Source organism: Actinomadura sp. NBRC 104425, from assembly GCF_030269545.1.
GTDB classification, from domain to species: Bacteria; Actinomycetota; Actinomycetes; order Streptosporangiales; family Streptosporangiaceae; genus Spirillospora; species Spirillospora keratinilytica.
The window spans coordinates 404,200-418,917 of sequence record NZ_BSTN01000002.1; the positions used below are offsets into that span (position 1 = coordinate 404,200).

Annotated in this window: 15 protein-coding genes; 5 read left to right on the forward strand and 10 right to left on the reverse strand. The window is 74.5% G+C overall.

Annotated features, from left to right (window positions below; all coding sequences use genetic code 11):
* Positions 1 to 172 precede the first annotated feature (172 nt).
* Positions 173 to 1,390 (forward strand): acyl-CoA dehydrogenase family protein, encoded by a 1,218-nt coding sequence (locus QSK22_RS04970; RefSeq protein ID WP_285492738.1) that lies wholly within the window; start codon positions 173 to 175, stop codon positions 1,388 to 1,390.
* A gap of 52 nt (positions 1,391 to 1,442) precedes the next feature.
* Here QSK22_RS04970 and QSK22_RS04975 read toward each other — a convergent pair whose 3' ends face one another.
* The 8 genes from QSK22_RS04975 to QSK22_RS05010 form a co-directional block, all read right to left on the reverse strand.
* On the reverse strand, positions 1,443 to 1,994 hold the full coding sequence (locus QSK22_RS04975) for a GAF domain-containing protein (RefSeq protein ID WP_285492739.1): 552 nt from the start codon (positions 1,992 to 1,994) through the stop codon (positions 1,443 to 1,445).
* Between the two features lie 33 nt (positions 1,995 to 2,027).
* Entirely contained in the window at positions 2,028 to 2,615 is a 588-nt protein-coding gene (locus QSK22_RS04980) for a GTP-binding protein (RefSeq protein ID WP_285492740.1), read from the reverse strand.
* Positions 2,593 to 2,967 (reverse strand): DUF742 domain-containing protein, encoded by a 375-nt coding sequence (locus tag QSK22_RS04985; protein WP_285492741.1) that lies wholly within the window; start codon positions 2,965 to 2,967, stop codon positions 2,593 to 2,595. The genes QSK22_RS04980 and QSK22_RS04985 overlap by 23 nt, the downstream gene beginning before the upstream one ends.
* A 3-nt stretch (positions 2,968 to 2,970) precedes the next feature.
* On the reverse strand, positions 2,971 to 3,408 hold the full coding sequence (locus QSK22_RS04990; protein WP_285492742.1) for a roadblock/LC7 domain-containing protein: 438 nt from the start codon (positions 3,406 to 3,408) through the stop codon (positions 2,971 to 2,973).
* Between the two features lie 56 nt (positions 3,409 to 3,464).
* The gene (locus QSK22_RS04995; RefSeq protein WP_285492743.1) at positions 3,465 to 5,039 is read right to left on the reverse strand and encodes a sensor histidine kinase; all 1,575 of its coding nucleotides are present in this window, start codon (positions 5,037 to 5,039) and stop codon (positions 3,465 to 3,467) included.
* Positions 5,040 to 5,315: 276 nt separating this feature from the next.
* Complete coding sequence (locus tag QSK22_RS05000) at positions 5,316 to 6,044, reverse strand: cache domain-containing protein (protein ID WP_285492744.1); 729 nt, start codon at positions 6,042 to 6,044, stop codon at positions 5,316 to 5,318.
* Positions 6,045 to 6,049: 5 nt separating this feature from the next.
* On the reverse strand, positions 6,050 to 6,802 hold the full coding sequence (locus QSK22_RS05005) for a FadR/GntR family transcriptional regulator (RefSeq protein ID WP_285492745.1): 753 nt from the start codon (positions 6,800 to 6,802) through the stop codon (positions 6,050 to 6,052).
* Positions 6,803 to 6,995: 193 nt separating this feature from the next.
* Positions 6,996 to 8,456 (reverse strand): aldehyde dehydrogenase family protein, encoded by a 1,461-nt coding sequence (locus tag QSK22_RS05010; protein WP_285492746.1) that lies wholly within the window; start codon positions 8,454 to 8,456, stop codon positions 6,996 to 6,998.
* 157 nt (positions 8,457 to 8,613) lie between these two features.
* Between QSK22_RS05010 and QSK22_RS05015 the strand changes: the two genes are divergently transcribed.
* Entirely contained in the window at positions 8,614 to 9,798 is a 1,185-nt protein-coding gene (locus QSK22_RS05015) for an ROK family transcriptional regulator (RefSeq protein ID WP_285492747.1), read from the forward strand.
* Positions 9,799 to 9,904: 106 nt separating this feature from the next.
* Here QSK22_RS05015 and QSK22_RS05020 read toward each other — a convergent pair whose 3' ends face one another.
* Together QSK22_RS05020 and QSK22_RS05025 are read right to left on the reverse strand one after the other, a co-directional pair.
* Positions 9,905 to 10,540 carry an HAD-IA family hydrolase gene (locus QSK22_RS05020; RefSeq protein WP_285492748.1) on the reverse strand — a complete coding sequence of 212 codons (636 nt, stop codon included), beginning with the start codon at positions 10,538 to 10,540 and terminating at the stop codon, positions 9,905 to 9,907.
* A gap of 226 nt (positions 10,541 to 10,766) precedes the next feature.
* A complete protein-coding gene (locus tag QSK22_RS05025) occupies positions 10,767 to 11,636 on the reverse strand; it encodes an NAD(P)-dependent oxidoreductase (RefSeq protein WP_285492749.1) in 870 nt (289 codons plus the stop codon).
* 144 nt (positions 11,637 to 11,780) lie between these two features.
* On the opposite strand from QSK22_RS05025, the gene QSK22_RS05030 reads away from it, so the two are divergent.
* The 3 genes from QSK22_RS05030 (at position 11,781) to QSK22_RS05040 (ending at position 14,588) form a co-directional block, all read left to right on the forward strand.
* On the forward strand, positions 11,781 to 12,182 hold the full coding sequence (locus tag QSK22_RS05030) for a winged helix-turn-helix transcriptional regulator (RefSeq protein WP_285492750.1): 402 nt from the start codon (positions 11,781 to 11,783) through the stop codon (positions 12,180 to 12,182).
* A 333-nt stretch (positions 12,183 to 12,515) separates the two neighbouring features.
* Positions 12,516 to 13,274: an alpha/beta hydrolase gene (locus QSK22_RS05035; RefSeq protein ID WP_502872272.1), complete on the forward strand. Its 759-nt coding sequence runs from the start codon at positions 12,516 to 12,518 to the stop codon at positions 13,272 to 13,274.
* Between the two features lie 540 nt (positions 13,275 to 13,814).
* Positions 13,815 to 14,588 carry a type IV toxin-antitoxin system AbiEi family antitoxin gene (locus tag QSK22_RS05040; protein WP_285492752.1) on the forward strand — a complete coding sequence of 258 codons (774 nt, stop codon included), beginning with the start codon at positions 13,815 to 13,817 and terminating at the stop codon, positions 14,586 to 14,588.
* Positions 14,589 to 14,718 lie beyond the last annotated feature (130 nt).

Consider the following 14,718-nt stretch of genomic DNA (forward strand, 5'->3'; position numbering starts at 1 on the left):
GCCGGCGCCGCCCCGCGCGAAACCGTGCGCCCGGGCCTGGGCACTCTGGCGGCGCCGTCAAACTGCAACTCCCACGCGGTCATGCTTCTGTGACACATTGGTCACTGTGCGTAGCTATATAGTCTGGGGCGTCCGAAATCAGGGGGCTTCAGACAACGGTGAGGAGAACCGCATGGTGACCCCGTTCACCACGGAGCGTCACGAGCGGCTGCGGCGGCAGGTCAGCGAGTTCGCGGAGGCCGAGGTGCGGCCCCGCGTCCGCCAGATGGAGGAGTCCCGCACCGTCCAGCACCGGCTGGCCAGGCTGATCGCCCGGCAGGGCTGGATCGGTGCGACGATCACCCGTCGGTACGGCGGCATGGGCCAGGGGCACCTCGCCAAGACCATCATCATCGAGGAGCTGTCGCGGGTCAGCGCCGCCATGGGCGCCATGGTGCAGGCCTCCCAGCTGGGCGTGGCCAAGATCGTGCACTTCGGCAGCGAGGAGCAGAAGAAGACCTGGCTGCCCGCGATCGCCGCGGGCGAGTGCCTGCCCACCATCGCGGTGACCGAGCCGGACTCCGGCGGCCACGTCCTCGGCATGACCTCCAGCGCCGTCCGCGACGGCGACGACTACATCCTCAACGGCCGCAAGGTGTACGTCGGCAACAGCCACATCGGCGACCTGCACGGCGTGGTGGTGCGCACCGGCCCGGGCTCGAACGGGCTGTCGGCGTTCCTGGTGGAGGCCGACCGGCCCGGGCTGACCGTCGTCCCGCACCGCCCGGCCATGGGCCTGCACGGCTTCGGCTTCGGCGAGCTGCGCTTCGACGGCTGCCGCGTGCCGGCCGCCAACCGGCTCGGCGCCGAGGGCGACGGCCTGCACGTGGCGTACTCCTCCAGCGTCCTGTACGGGCGGCCCAACCTGACCGCGGTGTCCCTCGGCATCCACCGCGCCGTCGTCGAGGACACCGGCGCGTTCACCGCCCAGCGGCACCGCTACGGCAGGCCGCTGGCCGAACTGCCGTCGGTCAAGCTGAAGCTGGGGCGGATGCAGTCGCGGCTGATGACCGCCCGGATCGCCGCCTACCACGCCGTCCACCTGCTGGACCTGGGCGAGCCGTGCGACGCCGAGCTGATGAACGCCAAGCTCGTCAACGTCGAGCACGCCATCGACAGCGCCCGCGACGCGATGGAGGTGCACGCCGCATGCGGGCTGTTCACCGACCGGCCCGTCGAGCGGTACCTGCGCGACGCCTTCCACATCTTCGCGCCCGCCGGGACGTCCGAGGTGCAGCTGCTGCGGCTCGGCGAGGTGGCGCTCGGCACGTCCAAGGGGCAGTGGTCGCGCCGGTTCGCCGCCCCGCTGGACGCCGACGCCTTCGCGGGAGCGCTCGCAGGCCGCGGGTGACCGCCCGCACGGCGCGGGCGGCGCCGCGGCCGGCCGGCAAAGGCGGGCCGGATCAGCCGGTGGCCAGGTCCTCGCGGCGGTGGATCAGCTCCACCATCTCCGCCGCCCGCGCCTTGATCAGCTCTAGGCCGGGCCGGCCCCACGGCCGCGGCTCCCGGTCCACCACGCAGATCGTGCCGAGCGCGACCCCGCACCGGTCGATCAGCGGCGCGCCCATGTACGAGCGGATGCCGATCGTGTCGACCACCGGGTTCCCGGCGAACCGCGGATAGTCGCACACGTCGTCCAGCACCAGCGGCAGCCGCCGGACGACCACATGCGGGCACCAGCCGTGGTCGCGGGCCATCTCCCGGCCCATCTCGATCGGCTCGCCGCCCCCCGACACCGCTTCGACGCCGGGCGCCACGTACAGCCCGGCGAAGAACTGGCGCTGCTCGTCGATGAAGTTGACCATGGCGAACGGGGTGCCGGTGACCTGGGCCAGGTCGCGGGCGAACGCGTCGAACTCGGGGTCGGCCACGTCGCCGAGCCGAAGCTCGCGCAGCCGCAGCACGCGGCGCGGCGCCTCCTCGTCGACGGGGGTCAGCAGTCGCTCGTAGAACATGGCAGGGGGCTCCTCGGACATCGGGGGACCGGACTAGACGGGACGGGACGACACCGCGCGGGCGAGCAGATGGCGCACCAGCGCCACCAGCACCGACGTGGCCGAACGCGCGGCCCGGGCGTCGCACGGCACCACCGGCACGTCCGGGCCGAGGCGCAGCGCCGCCCGCACCTCCTCGGGCTCGTAGCGGAACGCCCCGTCGAACTCGTTGATCGCGACCAGGAACGGGATGCCTCGGCGCTCGAAGAAGTCCACCGCCTCGAACGAGCCGGTCAGCCGGCGGGTGTCCACCAGCACCACCGCGCCCAGCGCACCGTTGGACAACTCGTTCCACAGGAACCAGAACCGCTCCTGCCCGGGCGTGCCGAACAGGTACAGCACATGCCGCGCGTCCACGGTGATGCGGCCGAAGTCGAACGCCACCGTGGTGGTGGACTTGCCGGCCACGCCCGCCAGGCTGTCGGTGCCGACGCTCGCCGCGGTGATCAACTCCTCGGTGCTCAGCGGGGTGATCTCGCTGACCGCGCCGATGAAGGTCGTCTTGCCCACGCCGAACCCGCCGGCGACCAGCACCTTGGCCGCCGCGGGGAACTCGTCGTCACAGGCGTTGCCGCAGGCCATCGAGGAGCGCCTCCAAGACGATGGGGTCGGACGGGTCGGTCGCCGCGCCCGGATGCCGGGTCTGCACGGCGCCGTGGTCGATCAGGTCGGCCACCAGCACCTTCGTCACCGCCACCGGCAGCCGCAGATGCGCGGCGAGCTCGGCCACCGGGACCGGCGCGCGGCGGCACAGCTCCAGGATCCGGGCGTGTTCGGGGCCGTGCCGCGGCGCCGCCTCCCGTCCGGTCGCCTTCACCAGCGACAGCAGGTTCAGCGGATGGGCGGGACGGGTGCGTCCGCCGCTCACCTGGTACGGGCGCACCAGCCGCCCGGCGTTGCCGTCCAGCCACGGCTCCTGCCCCGAGACGGCCACGGCTCACCGGACCGGGGGACGTGCGGCGCCGGCGGCCGTCTCCCGCGCCGGGGTGGCCAGGAACGGGCGGACGCTCTTGATCAGCTGGGCCATCTCGTAGCCGAGCACGCCCGCGTCCGCCTCCCGCCCGGCCAGCACCGCCAGCACCGAACCGAACCCGGCCGAGGAGACGAACAGCAGCGCCTCCTCCAGTTCGGCCACCACCTGGCGCACCAGGTCGCCGCCGCCGAACTCGGCGCCGGCGCTGCGGGCCAGCGAGATCAGCCCGGAGGCGATGGCCGCCATCCGCTCGGCGCCGTCCTGGTTCAGCCCGTGCACGGCCTTGGTCAGCCCGTCGGACGACAGCAGCACGGCGCCGCGGGTGTGGCGGACCCGCTGGACCAGGTCGCTCAGCAGCCAGGTCAGATCGGTTTCCTGGCTCGGGGGCACAGCGCTCACCATGATGGAAGGACTCCTTTGCCGCGTGGGACGCTCGCTTCGGCGGGACGGTCAGCCGGTCAGCCGGACGTGCCGGGAGGGCCCGCGGAGCCGCCGGGGTCGTGGCCGCCGTCCTCCCGTTCGGCGCGCCTGACACCGCCGCGGAACGCCGCCATCAGACCGGGGGAGTGCAGCGGCCCCTCCTCCTCGCGCCTGGGCGCGGGCGGCTCCCGCAGCTGCGGCGCCAGATGCGTCTGCGCCCGGCGTTCGGGCAGGGGCGGCCGCTCGCCCCGATCGGCGGGCGGGGAGCCAGGGGCGGAGTCGGCGGGGGAGGGCGGGGGCGGAGCGTCCGGCGGAGCCGCGCCAGCACCGCCGGACGCCGCCTCCGCACCCGGACCGCCCGCGTGCGCGACGGGGGCGGCCGGGACCTCGCGCGCCGCCGAGGCGTACCGCGGCTCGACCGGCCGTGCGTGGGCGGCGGGCGTCGGGGCCGGAGAGCCGCCCTGCGTGCCCTGCGCGCCCGCCGCCGGGGCCGGCGCCGCCGCCGCGGTCTCGCGCGGCACCAGGGTGACCAGTTCGTTCGGCAGGACGGCCACCGCCTGCGTGCCGCCGAAGACGTTGCTGCGCAGCCGCACCCGCACCCCGTGCCGGCGGGCCAGCGAGGCCACCACGAACAGGCCGATGCGGCCGTCGCGCAGCAGCTCGTCGACGCTGACCCGGTCGGGGTCGGCCAGCAGCTCGTTCATCCGGCGCTGCTCGGCGGCCGCCATGCCGAGGCCGCGGTCCTCCACCTCGACCGCCAGCCCGGCGGCGACCCGCTCGGTGCGCAGCAGCACATGGGTGTGCGGCGGGGAGAACCGGGTGGCGTTCTCGATCAGCTCGGCCACCAGGTGGATCACGTCGGCGACCGCGTCGCCGCGCAGCGCCCCCAGCACCGGCGGCACGACCTTGACCCGCGGGTACTGCTCCACCTCGGCGACCGACGAGCGCAGCACCTCGTACATGTCCACCGGGCGGGTCCACTGCCGCCGGGACGACGCGCCGCCGAGCACCGCCAGGCTCTCGGACTGGCGGCGCATCCGGGTGGCCAGGTGGTCGATGGTGAACAGGCCCTTGAGCAGTTCGGGGTCCTCCACCCGGGCCTCCAGCTCGTCCAGCAGCCCGATCTCGCGGTGCACCAGCGACTGCATCCGCCGCGCCACGTTGACGAACACCTCCACCTGCCGGTCGGCGCCGGTGCCGGACCGCAGGCTCGCCGCCCGCATCACCGCCTCGCGCGCGGCGTGCCGCTCCCGGTGCAGATCCAGCGCGAGCAGCGTGAACGGGTCGCGGTCGGCGGCCTCGGCGGGGGGCGGGGCCACGCGGCGCGGCGTGGGGCGCTCGCCGTTCTCCAGCCGGGTCATCAGCGCACGCAGGTCGGCGCGGCCGTGGGCGCTGAGCGCACGCAGCGCGTCCACCCGCTGCCGGACGCGGCGCGCGGTGTCGCGGGCCCCGTACACGGTGGCGCCGAGCAGCACGACGGTGCCCGTGCCCGCGATGGCCAGCACCACGCGGGTGCCGGTGGCCGACGGGTCGGCCACCACCAGCAGTATCGCGGTCACCCACGCCAGCACCGCCATCGCGGCGGTGGGCAGCACCAGCAGCCACGGCTGCACCACGGTCGCGGTGCCCGTCGCGGTATCCGTCGGGACACCTCCGGGGTGCTGATGCGGCGGGCCGGGCATGGGCATCCTCCACACGCGGGGGCTGATGGGCGACATACAGTAGCGAATTCGCCGCGTCTGAGAAGGGGGATGAGGCGATTTCGGCCTGGAGAAAGCGGCCCGCGAATAATGATCAAGAAAAATGGCAGCGAAATGGTCGCTGCAACTTTCGTGGATGGCGCCGTTTATATCCGGATAATGCGGCGATTATCGTCAATCCGGGTGGAGTCAGGTGATCGTCACCAGGTAGAAGGGCAGCCGGCCGCAACGGGCCGCCGCGCGCACGCCGTCCCCGGCTTCTCGGACGGCCTCCGCCGCCGGGCCGCGCAGCAGGGCGCCGGTCACATGGCGGGCCGACGCGGACACGATGATCCGCCCCTGCGCATTGGCCAGCACGGTGCCGGACGGCATCAGCGGCAGCACCGGGCCCTCCAGGCGGCGCACGAACAGGTCCGCGCCGGTGACGCCCAGAAAGCGCGCCCCGTCCAGCACGGGTGCCGACATCGTGAGGATGTACTGGTCGGTGCCGTAGTAGTCGACGTACGGGCCGTGCACGTGGGCGCGGCCGCTGTCGCGCGGCACCGTGAACCAGCCGTGCCGCGTGTAGTCGTAGAATCCCGGGCCGGCCGGGTCCAGGTCGACGACCAGGCGTTCGGGCGCGCCGGAGCCGTCGGCGGTCTGCCACCACTCCAGCCACATCGGCGCGTCCGCCGGCACGTCCGGCGCGGCCACGAACCCGGCCCCGCTGACCAGCTCGGCGTGCCGTGCGATCAGCGCCGCCGCGTCCTCGCGCAGCGGCGCCGCGGCGCCGCGGTCGGGCCGGCCGGCCGCGCGGATCAGCGCCGCGGCGCGGGCGCCGAAGGCCTCCACCGAGTCCAGCACCGCGTCGAAGACGGCGCCGACGCGCCGGCTTGCGGCGGCGGCCTGCTCTCGTTCCTGCGCCGATGCCCGCGTCACCGCTCTCACCGCCCCACCAGGTCGAGGTGCAGCCCGATGAGCCGCTCGACGGCCTCGGTCACGTGCTCGCGGGCCAGCCGCGCGGCGCGCTCGCCCTCGCCCGCCCCGATCGCCCCGGCGATCCGGCGGTGCTGCTCGGCCATCCGGCCGCGGGCGGCGGCGCCGGCGCCCGGCAGCCACAGCAGCGGGCCGATCTCGGTCTGCATGGCGATCTCGGCGCGGGTCAGCCGGGCCGAGTGGGCCGCGGCGGCCACCTCGACGTGGAAGCGGCCGTCGGTGCGGTGCCGCCGCTCGGGGTCGTGCGCGGCGGCGAACGCCTCGGCGGCGTCCGACAGGCGCCGCACGTCCTCGGGCGAGGCGCGGTCGGCGGCCAGCAGCGCGGCGCCGGCGGCCAGCGCGGCGTAGTGGTCGCCGAGGTCGCGCAGGTCCTCCACGGACAGCCCGCGCAGCCGTGCGCGCCGGTGGGCCGCGGTCTCGCGGGGCGACGGCCCGCGCACGAAGCTGCCGCCGCCCCGGCCGCGGCGGGTGACGATCAGCCCCTGGCGGCGCAGCTCGCCGAGCGCCTCGCGGACCGTGGCGATGGCCACGCCGAGCTGGTCGGCCAGGTCGGCCTCGCTGGGCAGCTGCTCGCCGTCGGCCAGCAGCCCGAGGCAGATCGCGTCGGCCAGCCGCCGTGTGATCAGCTCGGCCCGGCCCAGGCTGTCCAGCGGTGTGAACACGGCGAGCCGGGTGATCGCGGACGCGTCCGGCGCGGGCATGGCGGCGGCCCCCCGTCGACAAACATGCGGTCCCGTGAGTTTCCGGCCGATGCTACTGGAGAGCACCGGCCGGCGTCAGTCTCCCGGGACCGGCGCCGCAACGGGATCCGGATCCCGGCGCCCGACGAGGCCGGCCGCCCCCGCGCTTGCGCCGCGGCCCGGGGCCGTGGGCCGCGGCGGCCCGGCCGTTGGCTCAGAACGGGTAGTGGGCGTGCTGCGTGGCGACCGTGACCCAGCGGGTGTTGGTGAACGCCTCGATGCCCCACCGCCCGCCGAACCGCCCGTACCCGGAGGCCTTGAACCCGCCGAACGGGGCCTGCGGCTCGTCGGCCACCGACTGGTCGTTGACGTGCACGATGCCGGTGCGGATGCGCCGCGCCACCTTCAGCCCGTGCGTGGCGTTCTCGGTGATGACGCCCGCGGTGAGCCCGTTGTCGGTGTCGTTGGCCAGCGCCACGGCCTCGTCGTCGGTGGCGAAGCTCTCCACCACGCAGACCGGGCCGAACGCCTCGGCGTAGTACAGGTCGGCCTCCTTGGGCACGCCGGTCAGCACGGTCGCCGGGTGCACCGCCCCGTCCGGTTCGCCGCCGCCGGCCAGCACCCGGGCGCCCTTGCCGACCGCGTCGCGGACCAGGGCCGCCACGCGGCGCGCCGCGTCCGCCGAGATCAGCGGGCCGATGACGGTGGCGGGGTCGTCCGGGGAGCCGGACGGCAGCCCGGCCGCCTTCGCGGTGAACTTGGCGGTGAACTCCTCGGCCAGCGACTCGTGCACCAGCACCCGGTCGCCGGACATGCAGATCTGCCCGGCGTTCATGAACACCCCGAACGCGGCGGCGTCGACGGCGTAGTCCACGTCGGCGTCGTCCAGCACGATGATGGCGTTCTTGCCGCCCAGCTCCAGCACCGCGGGCTTGAGGTGGCGGGCCGCCTTCTCGCCGATGATCCGGCCCACGTTCGTCGAGCCGGTGAAGTTGACCGCGCGCACCCGCGGGTCGGCGATGAGCGCGTCGGCGACCGCGGGCGCGTCGGCCGGGTCGTTGCTGACCACGTTGAGCGCCCCGGCCGGCAGCCCGGCGTCGCGCAGCACGTCGGCCACGAAGTAACCGCAGGCCAGCGGGGCGTCCTCACTGGGCTTGAGCACCACCGAGTTGCCCGCCGCCAGCGCCGCCGCCACCGCCCGCACCCCCAGGATGATCGGGGCGTTCCACGGGGAGAACGCGGCGACCACGCCGACCGGCTCGCGCACCGCCAGCCCGAGCGCACCCTCCTCCTGCGCCGAGAGCACATCGCCGCGCGGCGCGGTGACCGCGGCGGCGGCCTCCCGCAGCATGCCGGCGGCCAGCGCCACGTTGAAGTGCGCCCACGGCCGGGTGCCGCCCACCTCGCCCGCCATCAGGTCGGCGGCCTGCTCGGCGCGCTCCTCCAGCAGGTCGGCGGCCTTGAGAAAGATCGCCCGGCGGACGGAGGGGGTGACCGCGGCCCAGCCCTCGAAGGCGGCCTGCGCGGCGTCGACGGCGAGCGTCACGTCCTCGGGTCCGGCGGCCGCCACGGTCGCGTACGTCTCGCCCGTGTAGGGGGCGACGTCCCGCGTCGTGCGGCCCGACCGGGCGGGCACGTCCTCGCCTGCGATCAGCAGCTGTCGGGTGAAGGTCATGCCGCTCCAGCATTGTGGTCGGGGCCACATGGGCGAAGCCTACTTTTCCGCTCAATGGAAAACCTAGTGGAAAAGCCGGAGCGAAGCCGTTCTATGTGCGGGCTCACCCGGAATATGCTCGTGGTACGAGGATAAAAGCGGGGGCGAGGATGTCACCATGCAGCAGACCGCGCACCGGGCCCGCAGCCAGCGGTGGCAGGGGGCGCTGGCGGTGCTCCGCCACGTCCACGCGCACCCCGCGGCCACCCGGGCCGACGTGGCGCGCGCCCTCGGCCTCAGCAGCGGCTCGGCCACCGAGATCACCGCGCGGCTGAAGGCGGCGCGGCTGGTCGCCGAGGCCGACCCGCGTCCCACCGGCGAGCGGGGCCGTCCCTCGCCCGCCCTGGTGGCCCACCCGCGCGGTCCGCTGGTGTGCGTCGTCGACATCGGCCACGAGCACTGGCGCGTGGCGACGGTCGAACTGGGCGGGGGCATCGCCGGCCTGGAGTCCGGGCGGCATGCCGACCGCGACGCCGGCGCCGTCCTCGCTCGCCTGCGCGGCAGGGTCGCTGCCGTACGGCGGCGGTACGGCCCGCGCGTGCGCGCCGTGTCGGTCGCGGTCGCGGGCACGGTGCGGGGCGGCACGGTCGTGCAGGCCTCCGGGATGGGCTGGAGCGAGGTGGACCTGCAGTTGCTGCCGTCAGGCTCCCGCACGCCCCTGCTGGTCGGCAACGACGCGTCCCTGGCCGGGCTGGCCGAGGCGCGGCGCGGCGTCGGCGCCGGCGCCCGCGTGGTGCTGCACCTGACCGTCGAGGTCGGCGTCGGCGGCATCCTCGTCGTGGACGGGCGGCCCGTCGACGGCGCCACCGGCGCGGGCGGCGAGTTCGGGCACATGCCGTTCGGCGACCCCGCGCGTGCCTGCCCGTGCGGCGCGCACGGCTGCTGGGACCTGGAGGTCGACGGTCGCGCCATGGCGCGGCTGCTCGGCCAGCCGCCGCCGCGCGACCCCCGCACCGCCGCCGAACGCGCCCTCCGGGCCGCCGCGGGCGGCGACCCGTCCGCCCGCGCCGCCGTGGCCGCCGCCGCCCGCGCGCTGGGACGCGGCGTCGGCGGCCTGGTCAACGCCCTCGACCCGGACATGGTGAGCCTGTCCGGGCTGGCCATCGACCTGGCCGCGACGGCACCGGACGAGCTGAACGCCGGCTACCTGGCGGGCCTGATGCGCTTCCGTCGCGCCGCCCCGCCGCCGCTGCTGACGTCGACGCTCGGCCCGCTCAGCCCGGTCACCGGCGCCGCCGAGGCCGCCTTCGACGTCCTGCTCACCGAGGAGGGCCTGGAGTCCTGGCTCGCCACCGCGGGCTGATCCACCCGGCGAGACCCTCCGGCGCCACGTGCGCCTTGTCCAGCCGGAGCTGTCCGGCCGGGCCCGTCGGGGCGGCCCGCGTCGGAGCCGTGGTCGGGGACGGGCGTCAGCCTTCCTGCCGCGCCCGCGCCATCAGTTGCGCGAGCTCGCCGAGGTCGCCGATCCGCAGATCGCCGGGCAGGCCGCGCAGCGCCGCCACGGCGGCGCCGGCCGCCCGGCCCGCCTCGATGCCCGGCATGCTGTCCTCGACGACCAGGCAGCGCGCCGGATCGACCCCCAGCAGCTCGGCCGCCCGCAGGTACCCCTCCGGGTCGGGCTTGCCCCGCCGGACGTCCTCGATGGTGATCAGCAGCGGCGGTTCGGGCAGGCCCGCCGCGCCCAGCCGCGCCTTGGCCAGCCGCACATCGGCACTGGTCACCACCGCCCAGGGCACCTCCCACCGGGCGAGCAGCGCCAGCAGGTCGGCCGCGCCCGCGATGGGCGTGATGTCGTCCAGGTCGTCGTACTCCAGCGCGAGCTGCCGCGCCGCCGACGCGGCGACCGCGTCGTCGTCCAGGTGGGGCAGCAGCCGCCGCACGGTGCGCTCGCCCGGACTGCCGTGCATGATCGCCAGCACGTCCGCGACCGGCACGCCGTTCTCGGCGGCCCACGTGCGCCATGCACGCTCCACGGCCGCGTCGGAGTCGACCAGCGTGCCGTCCATGTCGAACAGGACCGCCGCCGCCTCCGCCAGGTCTCGCATGAGCCCCTCCCCGATATTTCCTCGCCAGTCGAGGATAAAACAAGGGCCGGAGGCCGGTGCGGACGGCGCCGGTGAAACCGGAGACTCAGGGCCGGCAGGGGCGTCAGGTGTCGCAACCTGTCCTTGCGGAACCGGCCCCTGTCTGAACCGCGAAGGTCCGCCGCCCCCCAGCGCCCGCGTCGGCACCGGCCCGTGTCCCGCCGGGCACGGGCCGGTGGTTCACGGATCAGTCCTTGACGAGGAGCTCGACCAGCCCGGGCAGGCCCTCGGCGCCGTGACCGTCGGCGACGCGGCGCTTCATCAACTGCAGGATCGGGTCCCACAGCTCGGTGCTGACGCCCTGGGCCCGGCTGAGGTCGCCGATGGCGTCGTGCGACACCTGCATGGCCAGGTTGGAACCGGTCTCGGCGTAGTCGCGCGCGTCCACCTGCGCCGCCCACGCGGGGACCGCCCCCAGCATGGCCCGCAGCCACGGAACGAGCTCGTCACGCGCGAACTCCGCGACCTCGCCGCCGGACGCACGCACCAGCGCGGCCGCGTGCAGGAACCCGCCGATCATCCCGTACATCCCGCTGAGCAGCGCCAGATCGTGCAGCGGGGCGGTGCCCGGGTCGTCACCGAGGTACACGCTGCGGCCGAACACGTCCAGCACCTCGCGGTGCTTCTCGAACGCCGCCGCCGATCCGCTGTACAACAGCGTGGCCACGGGCTGGGCGATCATCTCGGGGACGGCCATGATGCCGCCGTCCAGGTACTCGGCGCCGAGCGCGCTCACCTTTTCGGCCAGCGTCCGCGCCTCCGCCGGCGCACCGTTGGTGAGGTTGACCAGCGTTCGCCCGCGCAGCGCCTGCCCGGCCTCGTCGACGAGCGTGTGCACGTCGGCGTAGTCGAGGATGCAGATGATCGACACGTCGGCCGACGCGAAGGCCTCGGCGGGCGTACCGGCGCGCACCGCCCCGCGTTCCACGAGCGCGTCCGCGCGTGCGGGCGTGCGGTTCCACACGGTGAGGCGGTGACCGGCGGCGAGCAGCGCGTCGGCGAGCGCGGTGCCCATGGCACCGAGCCCGAGCAGCGCGACGGAAGGCTTCGAAGGCATGCCGAACTCCACTGTTGACAAGGGGTGACGTCGAAGCGGGGCCGAGCGGCGCCCGCCGCTCAAGTGTCGGAAGCCGGCGTTACGCTCGGCAAGTACCGACTTAAAGGTTCGGTACTTACCGAAACCTCAGAAATGGAGACTCGGATGGCCGGTCCCGGTCCGTACACCTGCGGCTTGGACGCCGCGATGGACGTGGTCGGCGGTAAGTGGAAGGCACTGATCCTCTGGGCGCTCCAGGACGGCCCGGTGCGCTTCGGGGAGCTCCGCCGGGAGATCCCGGGCATCAGCGAGAAGATGCTGATCCAGCAGCTCAAGGAACTGCAGGGCCACGGCGTGGTGCACCGCGAGTCCTTCCACGAGATACCGCCGCGCGTGGAGTACTCCCTGACTCCGCTGGGCGTCTCACTGACCGAGGCGCTGGACGCACTGGGCGAGTGGGGGACCCGCCACCTCGCCGAGTTGGCCGCAAGGACCGGACGCCCGCCCCACCCCCTCCACGCCGAACGCTCCTCCGAATCCCGCTCCCACGCGGCTCAGCCCGGCTAAGCCCCGCGCGGAGCCCCACCCGCGTGCGCCTGGCGCGCGGCGAGCGCCTCATACAAGGGCCGCGCTCGGCTCGCCGCCGATGGCTGATGAGCCCGTGCCGGGACGTCACAGGCAATGCCGTGGACGGCTGCGCCGGCGACATCTGGCGGGCCGTCTCGACGGCGGCCTGGCACGTCCCCTGCGGTGAGGTCCCATAGAGCAGCCGGTGCTGCCGTGGTCACGTCACGGGAGGCGTGCGGGCCCCGGCCCGTCCGTGCGGACGGCGGACGATGCGCACCCCGGCCGGGGCCGTCAGCCCGGGGCGGCCCAGGTTCGTGCAGGAGGCCCCAGACGATGGCGGATCATGTCTGTGTGCCATCGCTGGAACCCATGACGCTCTACACCGGTGACGCCGTACGCCTCGACGCCGCCCATCTGCCCGGGGACAAGGGCCTGTGCTTCGTGCTGGCGCACGGGTTCACCTGCTCCTGGCGGAAGCCGGCGCTACGCCGCATCGCCGGCGTGCTCAACCACTACGGCGGGGTCATCGGCCTCGACTTCCGCGGCCACGGCAGGTCCGGCGGCCTGTCGACGGTCGGCGACCGCGAGGTGCTGGACGTGGAGGCGGCCGTCGCGGCGGCACGCAGACGGGGGTACGAGCGTGTCGCCGTGGCCGGGTTCTCCATGGGAGGAGCGGTCGCCGTCAGGCACGCGGCGTTGCACGGGGGCGTGGACTGCGTCGCGTCCATCAGCGCGCCCGCCCGCTGGTACTACCGAGGGACGGTGCCGATGCGACGCGTCCACTGGGCGATCGAACGGCGCACGGGGCGCCTGGCGGTCAGGCTCGCCCGCCGTACCCGGATCGCGGCCGAGGGGTGGGATCCCGTCCCCGAGGCGCCCTACGAGGTCGCAGGCCGGATCGCCCCGACACCGCTGCTGGTGGTGCACGGGGACGCCGACCCGTTCTTCCCCCTCGAACACGCCCACCAGCTGTACGAGGCGGCGCGTGACCCGCGAGAACTCTGGATCGAGCCCTCGTTCGGCCACGCGGAGGCCGCCGCGCCACCTGCGCTGATCAAGAAGATCGGGGAGTGGGCCGCGGCCGCGTCCTGAGCCCGGGCAGACCGGCGACCGTGTCGGCGCGCCCGGCGGGTCGCGCTACCCGACGCGACGATCCCCCTTGTGCGCGCCGTAGAGATCGACCTGCCGGGCCATGATCTCCCGCAGCGGCGTCCCCCGGGGGGACGCCGTACACGGTGCCCGGGAAATCCAGGTCCCGTTGCACCTCCCACGGCTGGTCGTGCTGCTCGGGGGAGAACGACTGCGCCGGATCTCCTGCGGCCGTCCACCCGATCGGCACGACCGTGTCCGGGGCGAGCCGTGAATTGACGTGCAAAACGCTATGAAGATCACTATAACGAGCCGAATCAGGCATTTTCCTTGTGCGCCGCGAAGTTATCCACAGATGCGGCGATGCCTTCCGCCGGAGCATCGTGAAATCGCATTCTCGTCACCATGAAAACGTTCACACCGGCCGGCGGACACGCCGGCAACCTCACCTGGAGGCGCGTTCCGGACGGGCTCGCCGTCCCTGTCACCGATGACACCGGCCCCGCATCCGGCCGGGCGGACTCACTGACCGCCCGAGCGTCGATGATCAGCCGTCTGCTGGCGCCGCACGCGGTCGTCACCCGCAGGACCGCCGCCTGGATCTGGGAGCTGGACGTGCTGCCTCCCGGAGTGCACGAGTGGCAGTGGGACGTGGAACTGATGTGGCCCGGCCGCGATCTGCCGCCGGACGAACTGCCGGCCGAGCACATCGTGGAGCAGGCCGGTGTCAGGGTGACCTCCATGGCGCGCACGGCGCTCGACTGCGCCCGCTGGCTGCCGCGCCTGGAGGCGGTGGCGGCGCTCGACCAGTTCCTGCGGCGCGGCGTCGACCCGGCGTCCCTGGCGGCCATGGCCCGCGACCTCGCCGGACGCCCCAACGCCCGGCGACTGCGCGACGTACTGCGCCTCGGCGACGGCGCCGCCGCCTCCCCCGGTGAGAGCTGGACGCGGGTGATGGTCGTCGACGCTGGCTTCCCCCGCCCCCGCACGCAGATCCCCGTCGCCGGCCCCTACGGGGAGCCGCTGTTCGTCGACCTCGGTTACGAGCAGTTACGCGTGGGTCTGGAATACGACGGCGAACGCCACCACAGCGGCGCCCGGGCCCGGGCGCACGACGAACGCCGGCGCCGATGGCTGCGAAAGGAGATGGGATGGGAGATCATCCCCGTCACCAAGGGCATGTTCGCCCGGCCTGCTCCCTACCTGGAGGCCTTGCTCACCGCCCTCCTGCAACGTGGCTGGACCCCCGGCGACGCCACGCTGAACCGCATCGCCACCCGCCTGGACCGCCGCGTCAGGACCCGACGCACGCCGTGACGCGTCACCGACTCGGGGGTGCACCTGGCCATCGGGCTTCTCCGACGCCTGGCCCTGGCGTTGAGAACGCTGCTCGCCGGGGCGGCGACCTGCCCCATGGCGGCCCGGCGTAGTGCGGCGCCGTCCACGG